Raw genomic sequence first — 17,434 nt, forward strand, 5'->3', positions numbered from 1 at the left:
ATTAAAGTAATTCAAACATCTGCCGATAACCATACTGATACTTATATGCTCATTAAAATAATCTGGGTAGCCAGAGCAATAAATTAAAGATGGGGAATGGCAGGTGAGCGAAACGTCTAAAGAAAATTTTGTCAAAACGAATAAATTAGCGATCTGTGCAATTCTTCGAGATTTAAAGAAGAACGATACCGCAGTGATGGTTATGCATGCGCGCGGACAATTTATCAGCCGTATTCTGGATGTGGTACCTGAGACGAATCAGTTTATTTTTGATTTTGGTAGTGTAGAACACGAGAACCGTCTGGCCCTTGCTGCTAATCAATTGACTATTATTGCAGACCCTACGGGCGCAAAAATTGAATTTACTTGTAATTCACTGAAAGAAATAAAATATTTATCACTACCTGCCTTTAGCACGGCTATTCCTGAGCAGCTTTATTTTATCCAACGGCGGGAATATTTTCGTGTAAACATCCCTCAATGGCCGCCTTATTATTGTTCTGGGAAATTCACTGATGGCAGTAATTTCTCGTACACATTAGGGGATATTTCCCTGGGGGGCATGGGGCTGTATGCAGTGAAAGGCAGTGAGTTCCCCCTTCAGGAATGCGGTATTTTACGAGATGCCTCAGTGGATTTATGTGGTTTTGGTGTTTTTAAGCTGGACCTGCAGTTTATCCGTGCCATTGATAAACAAGTAGTGAATAACAAAGGTGAAACCCTCACAGTACAACGCTTGAGTTTTAAATTTCCTCGTCTGAGTCCAATCCAAGAAAAAGGGCTGCAACGCGCCATTTTTGAGTTAGAGAAACAGCAAACTGCCAAGGCACGAAAATTTCAAGACAGCATCTAGTTTCTGAAAGTATGGGGTGATTACCAACAGTCTGTGTAATAGTGGGAAGGCGGCAGGTATTTAAATTACAGTACCTGCTGTTAATGCAACCTTTTGATTTATTTCTCTCATTTTATGCCCTGATCCTTAATTTCTCCTTTGGGCTATAGTTAATACTATTCAGCTTTTTTGCTGTCGTACGTTTATTGCGTATCGTCAGCCTTTACTCGCCCCTTTTTTATGACTGGATACTTTGGTGTATCCGTCTTTTGCTTTCCACCTTCACTCGGCATTTTTGACAGCATTCTGCCTGTAAGGCGTTTTCTGCTCAATATCACGCGGCTCGCACGGCTCAGGAAGCTCACCTGAGCAATCCGTTTGGATACGCCTTTTAATGGCTATTCCCGACTTTTCATTATGCAGATTGCCATCAGACTGTATGAGCACCCGACCAGAAAGGTACCTATGAAATTATTTCTAAAGGCTATTCTTGGATCACCCACCGCAGCGACTACCCCTTGGCATGATACTGCACCTGTAAGGGATGAACTATTCAGTGTGGAGCGATTGGAACAGCATGCTGAGAGCCTTGCCAAAGCGCAGTCGATAACTACCCACCCACCACGGGTATCTACTTTGCATGCCCGCCTGAATGATAACGCCAATACGCTGCTGGCAGCATATCGGGCCAGTGCCGCAGAACTGGAAAAGGGCCGCGCAGTAGTCCCTGCGGCTGAGTGGCTGTTGGATAATTATCATCTGGTTGAAGAGCAGATCCGCGAGATCCGTGATGATTTGCCGCCGGGTTATTACCGTCAATTGCCGAAACTGGCCGACGGCCCCTTCGCTGGCTATCCACGGGTATTTGGCATTACCTGGGCTTTTGTGGCGCACACTGACAGCCATCTGGACCCGGATGTATTATGCCGTTTTATTATGGCGTATCAGCGTGTTCAACCGCTGACGATTGGTGAACTCTGGGCGGTGGCGATTACGCTGCGTATTGTGCTGATAGAGAATTTACGCCGTCTGGCTGATCAGATAACTCAAGGTCGTAAAGATCGGGCAGATGCTGAGGCGCTGGCGAATCGCTTATTGGACGCCGGCGATAGCCGATTGGCTCTGGAGTCTGATATTGCGGTGCGATCCAGTGAACCTTTATCTGAGCAATTTGCATCTCAATTGGCAAAGCGGTTACGTGATCAAGACCCACGCACCACGCCAGCATTGGGCTGGCTGGAAGATCGCCTTCAATTACAAGGGCTATCGATTAGTGAAGTTGTACAACGAGCTCAACTACGGCAGGGGGCATCTAACGTTTCGGTCCGAAATGTTATTACCAGTATGCGGTTGATCTCGGATATTGACTGGGCTGATCTGTTTGAGAGTGTAAGCCTGGTCGATGAATGTTTACGCCAGGGTAGCACTTTCGCCAGTATGGATTTTCAAACCCGCAATCTGTACCGCAGTGCCATCGAACAATTATGCCGAGGTTCCACCTTCACAGAACTGGAAATTGCCGCTCTTGCCCTGCAAGTCGCACAAACTACAGCTGAGGCCGCAGAACCAGAGAATGTCGAACGCTGCCGTGACCCAGGCTATCACTTGATTGGGGCGGGAAGGCGTGAATTGGAGAATCAACTCAGATTCAGTCCTTCAATACGTTTGTGGTTTAGCCGCTTGAGCGTCAGCTTTGGTGTTGGCGGTTTTATGGGGGCCATTTTTCTGGTCACTGCCGGATTACTGGCATTGGCGCTGTGGGCGCTCTCTTTCCCCGGACTGGCGACGGGCTGGCTGGTATTATTTACCTTAATCGCATTTATCCCTGCGACAGATGTGGCAACTGCCCTGGTAAACCGCGTTATCACCTGGAGCTTTGGTGCCACGATTTTACCGGGATTGGAGCTAACCAGTGGCGTACCGGATGGATTGCGTACCTTGGTGGTGGTGCCCACGTTGCTCACCAGTAAAAGTGATTTATTGGCGCAAATCGAGCAGCTAGAAGTCCACCATTTATCGGGGGCTATCGGTTCTCTTACCTTTGCTCTGCTGTTGGATGGGGTTGATGCAGACCAGCAAGTCATACCGAGTGATGGTCCACTACTGCTATTAGCCGATGAGGCTATTGCACGGCTTAATCAACAATATGGCCCCGGTCCTGCCGGGCCGCGTTTCCTGCTGTTGTACCGTCAGCGAAGGTTTAATGAAAGTGAAAACCGCTGGATGGGCTGGGAGCGTAAACGGGGCAAGTTGCATGAACTTAATCGCCTGTTACGGGGGGCGACGGACACCTCATTTATTGCCACCGCCGCCGGTGAACCACAGGTGCCAACCGATGTGCGTTATGTCATTACGCTGGATGCCGATACCCGATTGCCACGCGATGCTGCCCTGCGCTTGATTGGCAAAATGGCGCATCCGCTGAACCAACCACGCTTTAGTGCGGACCAGCAGCGGGTCACCGATGGTTATGGCATCCTTCAGCCACGTGTGACGCTGGCATTGCCGATGGGCAAAGGTGGATCGTTATACCAACGGGTATTTTCTGGTCCTGGGGGGATGGACCCTTACGCTGCCGCAGTTTCAGATGTTTATCAGGATATGTTTGGCGAAGGCTCTTATACCGGCAAAGGTATTTATGATGTCGATGCGTTTGAAGCCTCGCTGGCCGGCAGGGTGCCAGAAAATGCCTTACTCAGCCATGATCTGTTTGAGGGGATTTTTGCCCGTGCCGGATTGGCTTCGGATATTGAAGTGGTGGAAGAGTCACCCGCCCGCTATGACGTAATTACCAAGCGTCAGCATCGCTGGACGCGGGGTGACTGGCAATTACTGCGTTGGGTGGTCAGGAACGACAAAGACAGCAAAAATGTTCCATTGCTGGGCCGTTGGAAAATGGTGGATAACTTGCGCCGCTCACTGGTTGCTCCCTTTGCGCTAATGTTGCTGGGTTGCAGTTGGATGCTACCCATGCCTGCTGCGTGGGTTGGGGTGCTGGTAGTCATCTTGCTGATCGCGTTCCCCTCTTTTCTACCCATTTTGTTCTCATTATGGCCGGCTCAGAATACTCGGCTGAGTAACCATTTACGTTCTTTACTCGATGATACTAAACGAGCAGGCAGTCAGACGTTGTTGTCATTGATTTTCCTGGCTGACCACGCCTGGCAGATGGTTGATGCTATTGGCCGCACGCTAATTCGCCTGTTTATTACCCATCGTAATTTACTGGAGTGGACCACCGCTGCACAATCTGCCGGTAAACCCCACCCCGGTGTCGCCGGTTTTTATCGTCATATGGCGGGCGGAACGCTATTAGGTTTGCTGATGGCCGCCATTGCATTGATGGTTTCGCCCTTGGCCTGGCCACTGATTTTACCCTTTGCCATTATATGGTTTTTCGCTCCGGCCATCGCGTTGTGGGTCAGCCGTTCCCATCAGGTAGCACAACATAAACCGATAATGGCGGAAGATATCCCCGAGTTGCGTCTGACCGCCCGGCGCACTTGGCGCTTCTTCGAAACCTTTGTTACCCCTGATGAAAACATGCTGCCGCCTGATAACTTTCAGGAAGATCCAAAACCGGTGGTGGCACACCGCACTTCACCGACCAATATGGGATTGTATTTACTCTCGACTGTGGCTGCTCGCGATTTTGGTTGGGCGGGTACCTATCGCACCTTGGTGCGGCTGGAAGCAACCTTTGAAACCTTTCATAAACTGGCGCGTTTCCGCGGGCATTTCTTTAACTGGTATGGCACGCAGGATCTACGGGCGCTGGAACCGGCTTATGTTTCTTCGGTAGACAGTGGCAACCTGGCCGGGCATTTGATTGTGCTGGCCAATACCTGTGAAGAGTGGGCGGCAGAACCGCTGGCGACTAACGGCGCTAAGGGGTTGATGGATAACCTGTTGTTGGCCGAGATATCCTTTAACGCGTTACCCGCGGGTGATGCTGATTTTAAACGTAAGCTGTGGGCGGTTTTAGAACAAATCCGTATGGATTTAAAGGGAGTCGGTGACGCTGAAATGTTACCGCTGTCGTTAAAACCGTTATTAGTCAAAGCCTCAGCGATGGTGCATGGTGTCGCACGTTCTATTGATGATAATGCATTTATTGATTTGAGTTATTGGATTGAAGTACTGATTTTGGCGGCCGCTGAACATGAATATGACCAGCAACTCACGCAGGAGATGCAGGAGCAAGTTAATGATCGGTTGTTGAAATTGGCTGCTGAATCCCGCCATATGGCGCTGGCGATGGATTTTGCTTTCCTGCTTGATCCCGAGCGTAAATTGTTATCCATCGGTTATTCGTTGGTGGATAACAGCCTTGATCCGAGTTGCTACGACTTACTGGCCTCAGAGGCTCGCCTTGCCAGTCTATTTGCTATCGCCAAAGGCGATGTGCCGACTCGTCATTGGTTCCGTCTGGGGCGAGCGGCGACCCCGATTGGTAAAGGGGCTGCGCTGATTTCATGGTCTGGCTCGATGTTCGAATACCTGATGCCCTCACTGGTGATGCGCGCGCCGGCGGGCAGCTTGCTGGAACAAACGAATCAACTGGTGGTTGAACGGCAACAGGCTTATGGCCGCAGCTTGAATATCCCGTGGGGCATTTCTGAGTCGGCGTACAGTGCACGTGATATCGAGTTTACTTATCAATATTCTAACTTTGGTGTCCCTGGGTTGGGGTTAAAACGTGGTTTATCAGAAAATACCGTAATTGCGCCTTATGCTACCGGGCTGGCAGCTATGATTGATCCACACGGTGCGCTACAAAACTATGAAAAACTGGCGGAGATGGGTGCGTTAGGCCGCTATGGTTACTATGAAGCACTGGATTTCACCCGCTCGCGCTTGCCGGAACATCAGCAGGTGGTAATTGTACGCAACTATATGGCGCACCATCAGGGGATGACCATTGTTGCTATTGCCAATACCTTACAGCAAGGACGGATGCGTAACCGTTTTCACCATGAGCCAATGATTCAGGCTTGCGAATTACTGTTGCAGGAGCGGATGCCGCGCAATGTGGCGATTGCTTATCCTCGGACCGAGGAGGTGTTGCTGTCCGCGGTGGCAGACAGTGCATTACCAACCATTCGCCGCTTGTCCTCACCGGTTATTGGAGCACCCGTGACTCACCTGTTATCCAATGGCCGTTATGCTGTGATGCTGACCAGCGCGGGGGCTGGCTACAGCCGATGGCTGGATGTCGCGGTCACTCGCTGGCGGGAAGATGCTACTTGTGATGATTACGGCTCCTTTATTTTCCTGCGTGATTTACGCAGTGGCCGCAGTTGGTCTGCCGGGGCGCAACTGGCCGCCAGTGATAATGCCCATCGTGAGGTGATTTTCAGTGAGGATCATGCCGAATTTATCTGCCGCGACGGTACGCTGACCAGCACCATGGATGTGCTTATCTCCAGTGAAGATGATGGTGAAGTACGGCGGATCTCGTTACTTAACACGGGCCGCCGTGCGCGGGAGATTGAACTGACCTCTTATGCTGAGGTGGTACTCACTGCGGCCGCAGCAGACAGTGCGCATCCGGCATTCGCCAAAATGTTTGTGGTTACTGAATATCTGGCGGAATTGGGTACATTAATTGCGACGCGGCGGCCCAGAACAGCACAAGAACCACAAGTCTGGGCGGCGCATTTCTTGGTTGCTGATGGCCTGCCGATGAGTGAGCTGCAATATGAATCGGATCGGGCCAAGTTTATTGGTCGCGGTAACCGGGTTATTAGCTCGGCTGCCATGCAAGTGGGAGTGGCACTGTCAAATACTGTGGGTACAGTGCTGGATCCGATATTCTCACTGCGCCAGAGCTTGCTGGTACCGGCGGGCAAGACCGTTACGGTTTCCTTCTGGACACTGATTGCTTCATCGAAAGAAGCTTTGCTGGATATGGTGGATAAACACCGTGACCGCAGTGCGTATGACCGTGCTAAAACATTGGCCTGGACCCAGGCACAGGTGCAGTTACGCCATTTGGAGATTAAAGCTGAGGAGGCGGCAGATTTTCAGCAACTGGCCGCGCCTATTTTGTATGCCGATGCCCGCTTCCGTTCGCCATCGACAACTATCATACGTGGTGCAGGGATCCAATCAGTATTATGGACTCAATCCATATCGGGTGATTTGCCGATAGTTCTGCTGCGTATTGATGATATCGAAGACATTGATCAGGTGCGGCAATTACTGCGCGCACATGAATACTGGCGCATGAAACGTTTGGCGGTTGATCTGGTTATCATCAATGAACGGGCGTCTTCTTATGTACAAGATTTGCAAATCGCTATAGAAACCGCAGTGCGCAGTAGCCAGTCACGACCACACTTGGGTGATCAGCTACGACAAGGTTCGGCCTATGCCTTGCGTGCTGATCTGATGAGTGCAGAGACTCGATCGCTACTCCGTTCGGTTGCTCGGGTGGTGTTATCAGCCCGCTATGGCACATTGGGTAATCAACTCAACCATCTATTATTCACTCTGGACAAGAAAATTGTTCCTTCGGATAAAAAGCTGTTCGCAACGGATAAAAAGTTATTCACATCAGATAAGCGCCTGTTAGCACAGGATAAAAAGTTATTAACAGCCGATAAGAAAGTCAGTTTCTCACTGGTCAAACCGGTTAACTTGCCGACGGCAACCTTATTACCCTTACCTGAAAATCTGGAGTTCTTTAATGGTCTGGGAGGGTTTGACCTGCAAGGGCAGGAATATATAACTTGCCTGAATGATGGGGAAAATACCCCCGCGCCCTGGGTTAATGTAATTTCCAATCAGACCTTCGGTTTTCAGGTTTCGGCTACCGGTAGTGGCTATACCTGGGCTGAAAATAGCCGAGAAAACCAGATAACGCCGTGGCTCAATGATCCCGTTATCGATTCCTCTGGCGAATGCCTGTATCTGCGCGATGAAGACTCTGGGCTACTCTGGAGCCCTACGGCACAGCCGATCCGCGATGGTGGCACCTATATCGCCCGCCACGGTCATGGCTATAGTCGGTTTGAGCATCAGGCTAATGGTATTGGCATGACGCTGCTGCAATTTGTGCCGCTGGCGGATCCTATCAAGATATCCCGTCTGACATTGCGCAATATGTCGGATAAACCACGGCGTATCTCGGTGACCGCCTATGCCGAATGGGTACTGGCGACCTCTCGCGGGGCGACCGGGCCATTTATTATTACCGAAATGGATGAACCAACCGGTGCCATGTTGGCGCGAAATCCCTGGAGCACCGCCTTCCCCGGCAGAGTTTCCTTCGCTGACTTAAATGGACAGCAAACTAGCTGGACCGCCGATCGTAGCGAGTTCCTTGGACATTATCGAGACAGCTCTGCACCGTTAGCCCTATCGGCAATAATACCGCTTTCCGGTACGACCGGTGCCGGGTTTGATCCCTGTAGTGCGCTGCAACAAACGATTGAACTGGCGGTGGGCGAGCAGGTAGAGGTGGTGTGGTTTATCGGCCAGTGTGCTTCAGTGAGTGAGGCACAAGCTTTAATTACCCGTTACCGTACGGCAAATCTGGATGCGGTGTTGAGTGACGTCACCGATTACTGGCGTACCTTGCTGAAGGCTATCCAGGTGAAAACGCCGGATCGACAGATGGATATCATGCTCAACGGCTGGCTGCTTTATCAAACGCTGGCATGCCGTGTTTGGGCAAGATCGGCATTTTATCAGGCCAGTGGCGCTTATGGTTTCCGCGATCAATTACAAGACGGCATGGCGCTGACCTTTGTTCAACCGGATACGACGCGACATCACCTATTGCGCGCCGCCGGGCGACAATTTATCGAAGGTGATGTACAGCACTGGTGGTTGCCTCACTCCGGGCAGGGGGTGCGAACTCGCATCTCTGATGACCGGGTTTGGCTCTCTTTTGCCACCGCCACGTATATTCTTGCAAGCGGTGATAGCGGTGTGCTGGATGAAACAGTACCGTACCTCGAAGGGCCGATATTGCACCCAGGCGAACACGATGCTTTCTTCCAGCCACTGGTGGCACAGGAAAACGCCTCACTGTTTGAACATTGTGCCAAAGGGTTGGATCAATGCATTGAATTGACCGGAGAGCTTGGTTTACCGCTGATGGGGACCGGTGACTGGAATGATGGCATGAACCGAGTCGGTGAAGGGGGAAAAGGGGAGAGTGTTTGGTTGGGTTGGTTGCTGGTGGCAACGCTGAAAATGTTCATTCCGTTAGCGAGCAAGCGTGACCCTCGACGGGCCAGGCAGTGGCAGGAGCATCTCAGCGGTTTAATCGAGGCATTAGAGCGGGAAGCATGGGATGGCGACTGGTATCGCCGTGCAACCTTTGATAATGGCAGTTGGCTGGGATCTAAAGCGTGCAACGAGTGCCGTATTGACTCTATTGCCCAGTCGTGGGCGGTGCTATCGGGGGCCGCAGACCCACTACGAGCCGTACAAGCAATGGCTTCACTGGAGCAACATCTTATTCGTCCCGATGATGGGATGGCACTGCTATTCACTCCGCCTTTTGACAAAACGCCAGATGATCCTGGTTATATCAAAGGCTATCCTCCTGGTTTACGGGAAAACGGGGGGCAATATAGCCATGCTGCCATGTGGGTGATTTTAGCCTTTGCTGAATTAGGTGAGGGGGATAAGGCCCGCAACCTGTTTGCATTGCTCAATCCGATAAATCATGGCAATACCCCTGCGGGGATTGCGCGTTACAAAGTCGAACCCTATGTGGTCGCAGCCGATGTCTATTCAGTCGCACCTCATGTTGGGCGCGGTGGCTGGACGTGGTATACCGGTTCTGCGGGCTGGATGCAGCGCGCGGGTATGGAAGGTATTCTGGGGATCCGGCGTGAAGGCGGGGAACTGGTGATTAATCCTTGCATACCCGCCAGTTGGCCGGGATTTGAGGCGACGGTTAATCTGGCTAATACGCGCTATGTTATTCGTGTTGAAAGTCCGGCCCAGCGCTGTCAGGGGATTAGTTCGGCGACATTGAATGGTTTAGCACTCGCCTATCAATCCGACGGGGTACGAGTTGCTCTGGATGGTGGCGAATACGAACTGATTATTATTTTATAACCAATATCGATTCAGTCGGGGTAGTCAATTAGCACTATCTTGACTGAACAAAATAAAAACTGAAAAATATGTTGAATTATCATGCAACTGCCCCAATATTATAAACTTGTCACTAAGGAGGTAGCGCATGGGAATTAGCGAAGAAGAGAGTATCCGCCGTCTGACTGATGAGAAAAGCTCTATTGGTCATTCGGCTAAATGGGTGGCAATCATTTCTGCTATCTATTTCATTATAATGCTGTTTTATCAGCATGAGTTAGGTGTGTTAACACTGGCGGGCGGGATTTTTGTTGTATCGTTTTCCATTTGGATGAAGAAACGCCAAAAAGTGAAATCTTACAAAAACCAACTGCAACAGATGGGCGACGATAAAGCAGTTTAACGCAGGCCACCATCTGATGAACTGTTAGTCCGATGTTCCGGCTTTTATTTTTCGTTTGCAGTGATGCAAGCGCCATCTGCTTATTGTCTTTCACCTCGTAGTCGCCTGTTTATCCCTATGGTTTTCTTGCCAGTGATTTGGACATATTAAATCCTGTTACTACAAATGCCATTTGTTCATACAATCTTTTCGCTTGTGGATTATCCGCAGCGACCCGCAGCTTTATCTCAAATATGCCCTGATCGACCAGTATATTTTCTAATTCCTGTAAACACGCAGAACCATAGCCTTTACGCTGATGTTGCGGCAGAACATAGAAATCTTTAATAAAAGCTGCACTGTCATTGTTAGCCTGGCCGTACCATAAATAACCCACCAGTGCATTATTATCGCTCTCGCCATCCTTATTTTCGATGCAATACAGACGGTCACCGGGAGTATTAACACCCTCTGGTAAGTAACCATCAAAAATTTGCGTTGCATGAGCCAATGCTTGCTCGATGCTATAACCACTATTGGATGATAAATCTTGCGCATACTCACTAATAAAGAGATTCCGATAGTCGTTTAGCTCTTCGGTATGCATTGCTCTGAGTGTGACCATAATATTCCCTTGGTATTTGAAGTGCTAAGGGGGTTAGCGGCGATCTCACCCCTGAATAAGCTTATGGAGATGCGTTTACTTGCGGTCTGCCTACAACTCCAATAGCTTTGTGTATATAGTAGATTTAGTTCGAGATAAACATAGTAACGTTTTGTAGGAAATAAGATACATAAAGTAAATCAGAAGGTTAAACCATAAAAGGGGATGTAATGACCATGCAGAATAGCCATAAAGATGCCGTTGAGCGGCAATTTGGCGATCAAGCCAATGCTTATCTGACCAGTGCGGTTCACGCTCAAGGTAAAGATTTACAGCGTCTGGCTACACTATTGCAATCTGATGGCGATGCCCGTTTACTTGACCTTGGATGTGGTGCCGGACATGCCAGTTTTACCGCTGCGGCAGTGGTGAAATCTGTAGTTTCTTATGATCTTTCAGCGCAAATGTTGCAAGTGGTCAGTCAGGCGGCAACAGATAAAGAACTGACTAATATTGAAGTACAGCAAGGATTAGCAGAGTCATTGCCGTTTAATGATCAGAGTTTTGATATTGTTATCAGCCGTTATTCTGCCCATCATTGGCATGATGTCGGCCAAGCATTACGAGAAGTTAAACGTGTATTACGCCCCGGCGGAAAGATAATCTTTATGGATGTAGTTTCCCCCGGTCATCCGGTGCTGGATATTTATTTGCAGACCGTGGAGGTGTTACGTGATACCTCACATGTGCGAAATTACTCTCCCGGCGAATGGCTGGCACTAGTGACCGATGCCGGGTTAGTGATAAATGAGGTCACCTCCGATAGACTCTATTTGGAGTTCAGTAGTTGGATTGCCAGAATGCGTACTCCACAGCATTTTGCTATCGCGATCCGTGAGTTACAAAAATCAGCATCTGATGGTGTCATTAAGCATTATGAGATCCAAACTGATGGTTCATTTACCAGTGATATTATGATGATTGTAGCAAAGCGTGACTGATCCCCATCACCTTTCAAGCCGCCTGCATCTTGCAATATATAGGGTCTACCAGCAGGCGGCGGTGTTAATGCATCGACGATTGCCCATAAATATTTGTGATTTATTTTTCTAATGACACAAATTAATTTATTTTCTCCTTATTACTCTCACAATGATTGAGCTTCTTTACATTGCATTACGTCACCTTGCGTTAGTCCGCCCATAATTAACCTCACCAAGACGTTACATATAACCCGTCAGTTGGAGCATATTATGAAACTATTACCTGTTATCATCGCTACACTTATTACTACCACCTCATTCGCCACTCTGGCCGCGCAAGAAATTAGCTCAGAACAAGCCACTAAATTGCAAAGTATGGGGGTGATTTCTCTTTCTAATGTTAGCGGTTCACCGATGGATGTGGAATCAGCATTGAATACCAAAGCGAGCGCTGATGGTGCCAGCCACTATCGGGTCATTGGTATCAGTAACCCTGGTGATTCCAGCCATTACAACGCCAGTGCCGAGATTTATCGTTAATGTTCTAAGCCTAAGTTAGTGTGAGTGAAATATTTAGATACTATATTGATATGGCAATATTTTTTTAATCAGACTCTAAACATAGGTTAACAATAGTGGGTCATTGTTAACCTAAGACTGTACATTTCATTATTACCCATCGGTACTATCAATTTATCTGCTAAAAATAATTAACTCTTAGAGCAATCTTAATGCGCTCTTAATAAATATAAGGTGTTATTGTGGTCCATTCGGGTTTCCGAGGAGAGGCTATGCTAAACACTGTCCGGCGTAATTTTAAAAGTCAGTTTTCCTATTTACAGCGCTTTATTGCCTCACCACGTACCGTTGGTACGTTAGCTCCTTCTTCGCCTTGGTTATGTCAGGCGATGTTGAATCAGGTAGATTGGACCCAAAACCTTAATATTGCTGAATTAGGGGCTGCTGATGGTGTACTGACAAAGCGTATTTTGTCACATATGTCAGCAAAGTCTCACTTACAGGCCTACGAGATTCAGCCACACTTTGTTCATGCATTACACCAGATCAAAGATTTACGTTTGCAGGTAGCTGATCGTTCAGCTGAACAGTTGGATCAGAATTACGATGTGGTATTTTGTTGTTTGCCATTACTCTCGATCCCAACCAAGATCAGTATTAGAATATTGCAGCAAACTCAGCAGCGCTTACGCGCTAACAGCGGAGTGTTAGTCTTATTTCAATACAGCCACCTTTCCGAGCCACTGTTATCTCGTTATTTCACGTGGAAAAAGATACGCGTGGTACGTAATTTCCCTCCTGCATTGGTGTATATTTGTCAGCCCCGTTAATGGTCTAACCTTGATAGTCACCTCATATTACCTGTGCAATAGCCTCTGGTTTGCCAGAGGATTATCAGGCAAAAAGCCCAATCGTATTGATCAAATACACGCTTGAGTGTGACTTTCAGCGACTTCTCGCTCTCATCCAAATGCCTTCCCAATTCAATTGAACTGATAGATAAGTAGGTTGTACTGGCAGGTTTACGTTTCGATCAGTTTGATGCTTTCGCCGGTAAAGGGCGGCCTTTCGTCATCAATCCCGATAGCTCTGATAGTCAATTGATCCCTCGTACCGGTGTGGTCTATAAGCTGACACCGAAAGTTTCTCTTTATGACAGTTACAGTGGATCCTTCAAACCTAATTTGTCTATTGCCAACCAGATTGATTGCCACCGCAGCAGGGGCAATCTTGGGAGGTTGGCAGTAAAGTTGAATGGCTAATGGTGTATCGTTAATTTTACGATGCTGTAAAGTTTGCACTACCCTTAATTATCGGTATGATTCGCATCTACAGTGTAGAGCTGAGTGTTAATCCTATTTAGCTGGTCGACAATAGTGGCCAATTTTTTGATGCCGAGAATTTATCCTCAGAAGTTGATGCGAAAGGACTTTCAAGTAATGACACAGACTATCTTCATGGTAGGCGCGCGCGGTGCGGGTAAGACAACGGTAGGGAAGGCGTTGGCACAGGCGTTGGGATATCGTTTTATAGATACTGATCTGTTTATGCAGCAAACCTCACAGTTGAGTGTTGCTGAAGTGGTTGCTCGCGAAGGCTGGGAGGGTTTCCGCCAGCGAGAAAGTATGGCTCTACAGGCTGTCACTGCGCCTAAAACTGTTGTTGCAACCGGTGGTGGTGCGGTGCTCGCTGTTGAGAATCGTACTTTTATGCGTAAGCATGGGCAGGTTATCTATTTACGCGCATCAGCGAATGTGTTGGCTGAACGATTAGCCGAAGACCCGGAAGATGCCCAGCGACCAAGTCTTACAGGCAAACCGATCGTAGAGGAAATGCAGGATGTGCTGGCTAGCCGGGAAGCTCTGTATCAAGAGGTTGCCCACTATGTGCTGGATGCGACTCAAGCGCCGCAAGATGTTGTTGAACAAATTTTGCAGCTTTTGACTGATGAAACCGTAAAGTAGCTGGGAAAGTAAGCGTAATTTATCCGATGAATAATTAGCCCACCTGATTGCCTGATAATTATACGAAGCGTACAATTATCATCTACGTAATCATTTCAGCGTAAATCATTTGCGTTGATAAATGCCCCTTAAGGCAAGGCCGATCAAGGCGGGCCGATGAAAACCTTCAAATCCTTTATTCACCAACACACCAATTTTATGCCAGCGTTCTGGTCAATATTGATTGTGATTTTTGAAACCTCGCTGGCGCTGTACATCTTACGCAACCTCTAATGCCACTCTTATTTCGATAAATGAGCCTTCACGACAACTGTGAAGGTGTTTGCTATGGCTAATTTTCAACCATATGGCAGCTATTTACCCGCCCCAATAGGGCAATTTGCCGCTAAATTGTACGCTTTATCCACAACTTCGGGAGTGAATCCGGCGATGATCCCATTTCGCCATAATAATCAGTGACAGAGCGTTTATAGAAACCCTAATATGAAAGCTCAATCTTGATTAAGACGCGGGTACAAAACTATGCTGAAATTTAATGAGTATTTTACCGGGAAAGTGAAATCTATTGGTTTTGACAGTGACAGCATTGGGCAAGCTAGCGTTGGGGTGATGGAAAAGGGAGAGTACACCTTCAGTACGGCTAAAGCGGAAGAAATGACGGTGATCACCGGCTGCTTAAAAGTACTGATTCCTGGTTCGGCTGGCTGGGAAGTGTTTAAGCCAGGTGAAACCTTCTACATTCCAGGGGAAAGTGAGTTTAACCTGCAAGTTGCTGAAGCATCTTCGTATCTGTGTAAATATTTGAGCTAAAGAATTCGGATACTCGCCCTCTCATCGCGAAAGGGCGATATCAGCTTAAGCTGTGTTATGCACCTAAGTTAGTGCTGAGCCTCGCCACCCAAGGCTTCAATCAGATTTTTAATTAAGGCGGCCAGTTCACTGGTCATCAGAATAAAATCGGCATCGAAGCGCTGCGCAAAATCATCCCGATCAATATCATCATTCTGTTCACGCAGCGTGTCAGCGAATTTCAGGCGCTTGAGTGAGCCATCATCGGACAGAACCAATTGAACGCGTTCCTGCCAATCCAGTGCCAGTTTAGTGACCAGCTTGCCCGCTTCAATATGTACTGCGATTTCATCACTGAATAGATCCTGCTTCTTGCAACGGATCACGCCGCCGTCTTCCAGAATGGCTTTCAACTCAGCTTCATCCATCAGCGCAAATCCGGCGGGCAATTCTTTACTACGCACCCACTCGGTTAACGTCAGCTCGATAGGGTTTTCTAAGGTCAGTGGTACCACCGGCAAGGAACCCAGACTTTTACGCAACAATGCCAAGGTGTCTTCAGCCCGTTTAGCGCTGGCAGCATCAACCATAATCAGATCGTTGACGGTATCAATCCACAAAAAGGTTTGGTTAAAGCGACTGAATGCGCGTGGCAATAAACTGTGCAAAACTTCATCTTTTAATGCGTCTTTTTCAGTTTTTTTCAGTTTACGATGCTGTTCACCTTCCAGGCGCTCAATTTTGGCTTGCAACTCTTGCTTAATCACTGGTGATGGCAAGATTTTCTCTTCTTTGCGGGCACAAATGACGATCTGGCCATTAACCGTATGGGTTAATGCATCGCTATGCGACCCCATCGGTGATACCCAGCCCGTTTTTGCCATATCCTGACTGCCACACGGCGTGAAACTGAGGGCGCTTAACTGTTTCTCCATTTCATCCGCAGATAGTGAAACTTCCCGGCTCAAACGGTAAACCATTAAATTCTTAAACCACAACATAGTGTTATCCCTGGCTCGGGCGCGCCTGGAGCGCGCGAGTTAATCAAACGCAGGGCGGCATGATAACGAATTGACGCCTCGGCCCCTAGTAAAAAGAATAAGAAAAAAACAGAGCCGACCGCTCATCTGCTGAGCGCTATTTTAATCCACAGGGATTCAAACACGACAGAATGCAAAATAGCGGGCGACAAAGATTGTGTCACAGGGGTGTATTGTCCAAACTGAAAGAAGAAGATTCTTATTGTCGTCACGTTTTTGGCAAGCAGGGCCTTATTTTTTGATAAAATCGGTTATCACCAACAATGAATTTTCCTGTCAATGAGGTAAAGCGCTATGCGCATTGGTATAGATCTGGGTGGCACCAAAATAGAGGTCATCGCATTGGCCAACGACGGGCAGGAGTTATTTCGTAAACGGGTTGATACACCCCGCCACGATTATCAAAATACCTTGCAGGCGATTGCAACGTTAGTTGCAGATGCGGAGCAGGCGACGGGCCAGCAGGGGAGTGTGGGGGTGGGTATCCCAGGGACTCTCTCTCCGTTTACAGGCAAAGTAAAAAATGCCAATTCAGTGTGGCTGAATGGTCAGATGGTAGATAAGGATTTATCAGAACTACTCTCCCGCCCAGTGCGATTGGCAAATGATGCTAACTGTTTGGCGGTATCAGAGGCTACCGATGGTGCGGGGGCGGGGAAACATCTGGTATTTGCGGCCATTATTGGTACCGGCTGTGGCTCTGGTATTGCTATTGATGGCCGGGTACATGCCGGCGGCAATGGTATTGCGGGTGAATGGGGCCATAACCCTTTACCGTGGCAAAATGATGAAGAGCGGCAATATCAACAGGAAGTAGCCTGCTATTGTGGTAAAAAAGGGTGTATTGAGACTTTTGTCTCCGGTACCGGCTTTGCGACAGATTATTTTCGTATGAGTGGCAAACAGCTTAAAGGCCACGAAATTATCGCCTTAGTAGCACAAGGGGATGCCATCGCAGAGCAAGCAATGAGCCATTATGAACAGCGCTTTGCCAAGTCGTTAGCTCATGTCATCAACTTGTTTGACCCAGATGTGGTGGTATTAGGAGGTGGCATGAGCAATGTTGAGCGGCTATATACAACCTTGCCCGCGCTAATCAGCCCATGGGTATTTGGTGGTGAGTGCCAGACCCCGGTGCGCAAAGCACTTCACGGCGATTCTAGTGGTGTGCGTGGGGCCGCTTGGTTGTGGCCTGCTATTACCCAGCATCCTTGACACTACAGCGTTGTTAGCGGCTCTCGCGCACCCGAATCACTTACTG

Annotated in this window: 12 protein-coding genes and 1 pseudogene; 11 read left to right on the plus strand and 2 right to left on the minus strand. The window is 48.5% G+C overall.

Annotation, left to right across the window (positions count from 1 at the left end; genetic code table 11):
• The first annotated feature begins 103 nt into the window (after window positions 1-103).
• The 3 genes from V1952_RS05225 (at window position 104) to V1952_RS05235 (ending at window position 10,295) form a co-directional block, all read left to right on the plus strand.
• Entirely contained in the window at window positions 104-853 is a 750-nt protein-coding gene (locus V1952_RS05225) for a flagellar brake protein (protein WP_420074416.1), read from the plus strand.
• A gap of 444 nt (window positions 854-1,297) precedes the next feature.
• Window positions 1,298-9,913, plus strand: a complete 8,616-nt coding sequence (locus tag V1952_RS05230; protein WP_420074417.1) for a GH36-type glycosyl hydrolase domain-containing protein — start codon at window positions 1,298-1,300, stop codon at window positions 9,911-9,913.
• A 127-nt stretch (window positions 9,914-10,040) separates the two neighbouring features.
• The gene (locus V1952_RS05235) at window positions 10,041-10,295 is read left to right on the plus strand and encodes a hypothetical protein (RefSeq protein WP_083160103.1); all 255 of its coding nucleotides are present in this window, start codon (window positions 10,041-10,043) and stop codon (window positions 10,293-10,295) included.
• 115 nt (window positions 10,296-10,410) lie between these two features.
• Here the strand turns inward: V1952_RS05235 and V1952_RS05240 are convergent, their stop codons facing one another.
• Window positions 10,411-10,899 carry a GNAT family N-acetyltransferase gene (locus V1952_RS05240; protein WP_372558165.1) on the minus strand — a complete coding sequence of 163 codons (489 nt, stop codon included), beginning with the start codon at window positions 10,897-10,899 and terminating at the stop codon, window positions 10,411-10,413.
• A gap of 209 nt (window positions 10,900-11,108) precedes the next feature.
• Here V1952_RS05240 and V1952_RS05245 point away from each other — a divergent pair, with 209 nt between their 5' ends.
• The 7 genes and pseudogenes from V1952_RS05245 (at window position 11,109) to ppnP (ending at window position 15,154) form a co-directional block, all read left to right on the plus strand.
• Window positions 11,109-11,879 carry a class I SAM-dependent methyltransferase gene (locus tag V1952_RS05245; RefSeq protein WP_372558166.1) on the plus strand — a complete coding sequence of 257 codons (771 nt, stop codon included), beginning with the start codon at window positions 11,109-11,111 and terminating at the stop codon, window positions 11,877-11,879.
• A 252-nt stretch (window positions 11,880-12,131) separates the two neighbouring features.
• Window positions 12,132-12,401, plus strand: coding sequence for a YdgH/BhsA/McbA-like domain containing protein (locus tag V1952_RS05250; protein WP_372558167.1), 270 nt, complete (start codon window positions 12,132-12,134; stop codon window positions 12,399-12,401).
• 251 nt (window positions 12,402-12,652) lie between these two features.
• On the plus strand, window positions 12,653-13,210 hold the full coding sequence (locus V1952_RS05255; RefSeq protein WP_083160097.1) for a class I SAM-dependent methyltransferase: 558 nt from the start codon (window positions 12,653-12,655) through the stop codon (window positions 13,208-13,210).
• 159 nt (window positions 13,211-13,369) lie between these two features.
• Window positions 13,370-13,635: pseudogene (locus tag V1952_RS05260) on the plus strand (TonB-dependent receptor domain-containing protein); the annotation flags it as partial.
• Window positions 13,636-13,819: 184 nt separating this feature from the next.
• On the plus strand, window positions 13,820-14,344 hold the full coding sequence (gene aroL, locus V1952_RS05265) for a shikimate kinase AroL (protein WP_372558168.1): 525 nt from the start codon (window positions 13,820-13,822) through the stop codon (window positions 14,342-14,344).
• Window positions 14,345-14,671: 327 nt separating this feature from the next.
• On the plus strand, window positions 14,672-14,803 hold the full coding sequence (locus tag V1952_RS05270; RefSeq protein WP_372558169.1) for a hypothetical protein: 132 nt from the start codon (window positions 14,672-14,674) through the stop codon (window positions 14,801-14,803).
• Between the two features lie 63 nt (window positions 14,804-14,866).
• Complete coding sequence (ppnP, locus tag V1952_RS05275; protein WP_005189270.1) at window positions 14,867-15,154, plus strand: pyrimidine/purine nucleoside phosphorylase; 288 nt, start codon at window positions 14,867-14,869, stop codon at window positions 15,152-15,154.
• Window positions 15,155-15,222: 68 nt separating this feature from the next.
• Here ppnP and rdgC read toward each other — a convergent pair whose 3' ends face one another.
• The gene (rdgC, locus tag V1952_RS05280) at window positions 15,223-16,134 is read right to left on the minus strand and encodes a recombination-associated protein RdgC (RefSeq protein WP_083160093.1); all 912 of its coding nucleotides are present in this window, start codon (window positions 16,132-16,134) and stop codon (window positions 15,223-15,225) included.
• A 333-nt stretch (window positions 16,135-16,467) separates the two neighbouring features.
• Between rdgC and mak the strand changes: the two genes are divergently transcribed.
• Window positions 16,468-17,388: a fructokinase gene (gene mak, locus V1952_RS05285; RefSeq protein WP_372558171.1), complete on the plus strand. Its 921-nt coding sequence runs from the start codon at window positions 16,468-16,470 to the stop codon at window positions 17,386-17,388.
• Window positions 17,389-17,434: the final 46 nt, after the last annotated feature.

It is taken from the genome of Yersinia sp. 2542 StPb PI, from assembly GCF_048593855.1.
Taxonomy (GTDB): domain Bacteria; phylum Pseudomonadota; class Gammaproteobacteria; order Enterobacterales; family Enterobacteriaceae; genus Yersinia; species Yersinia enterocolitica_E.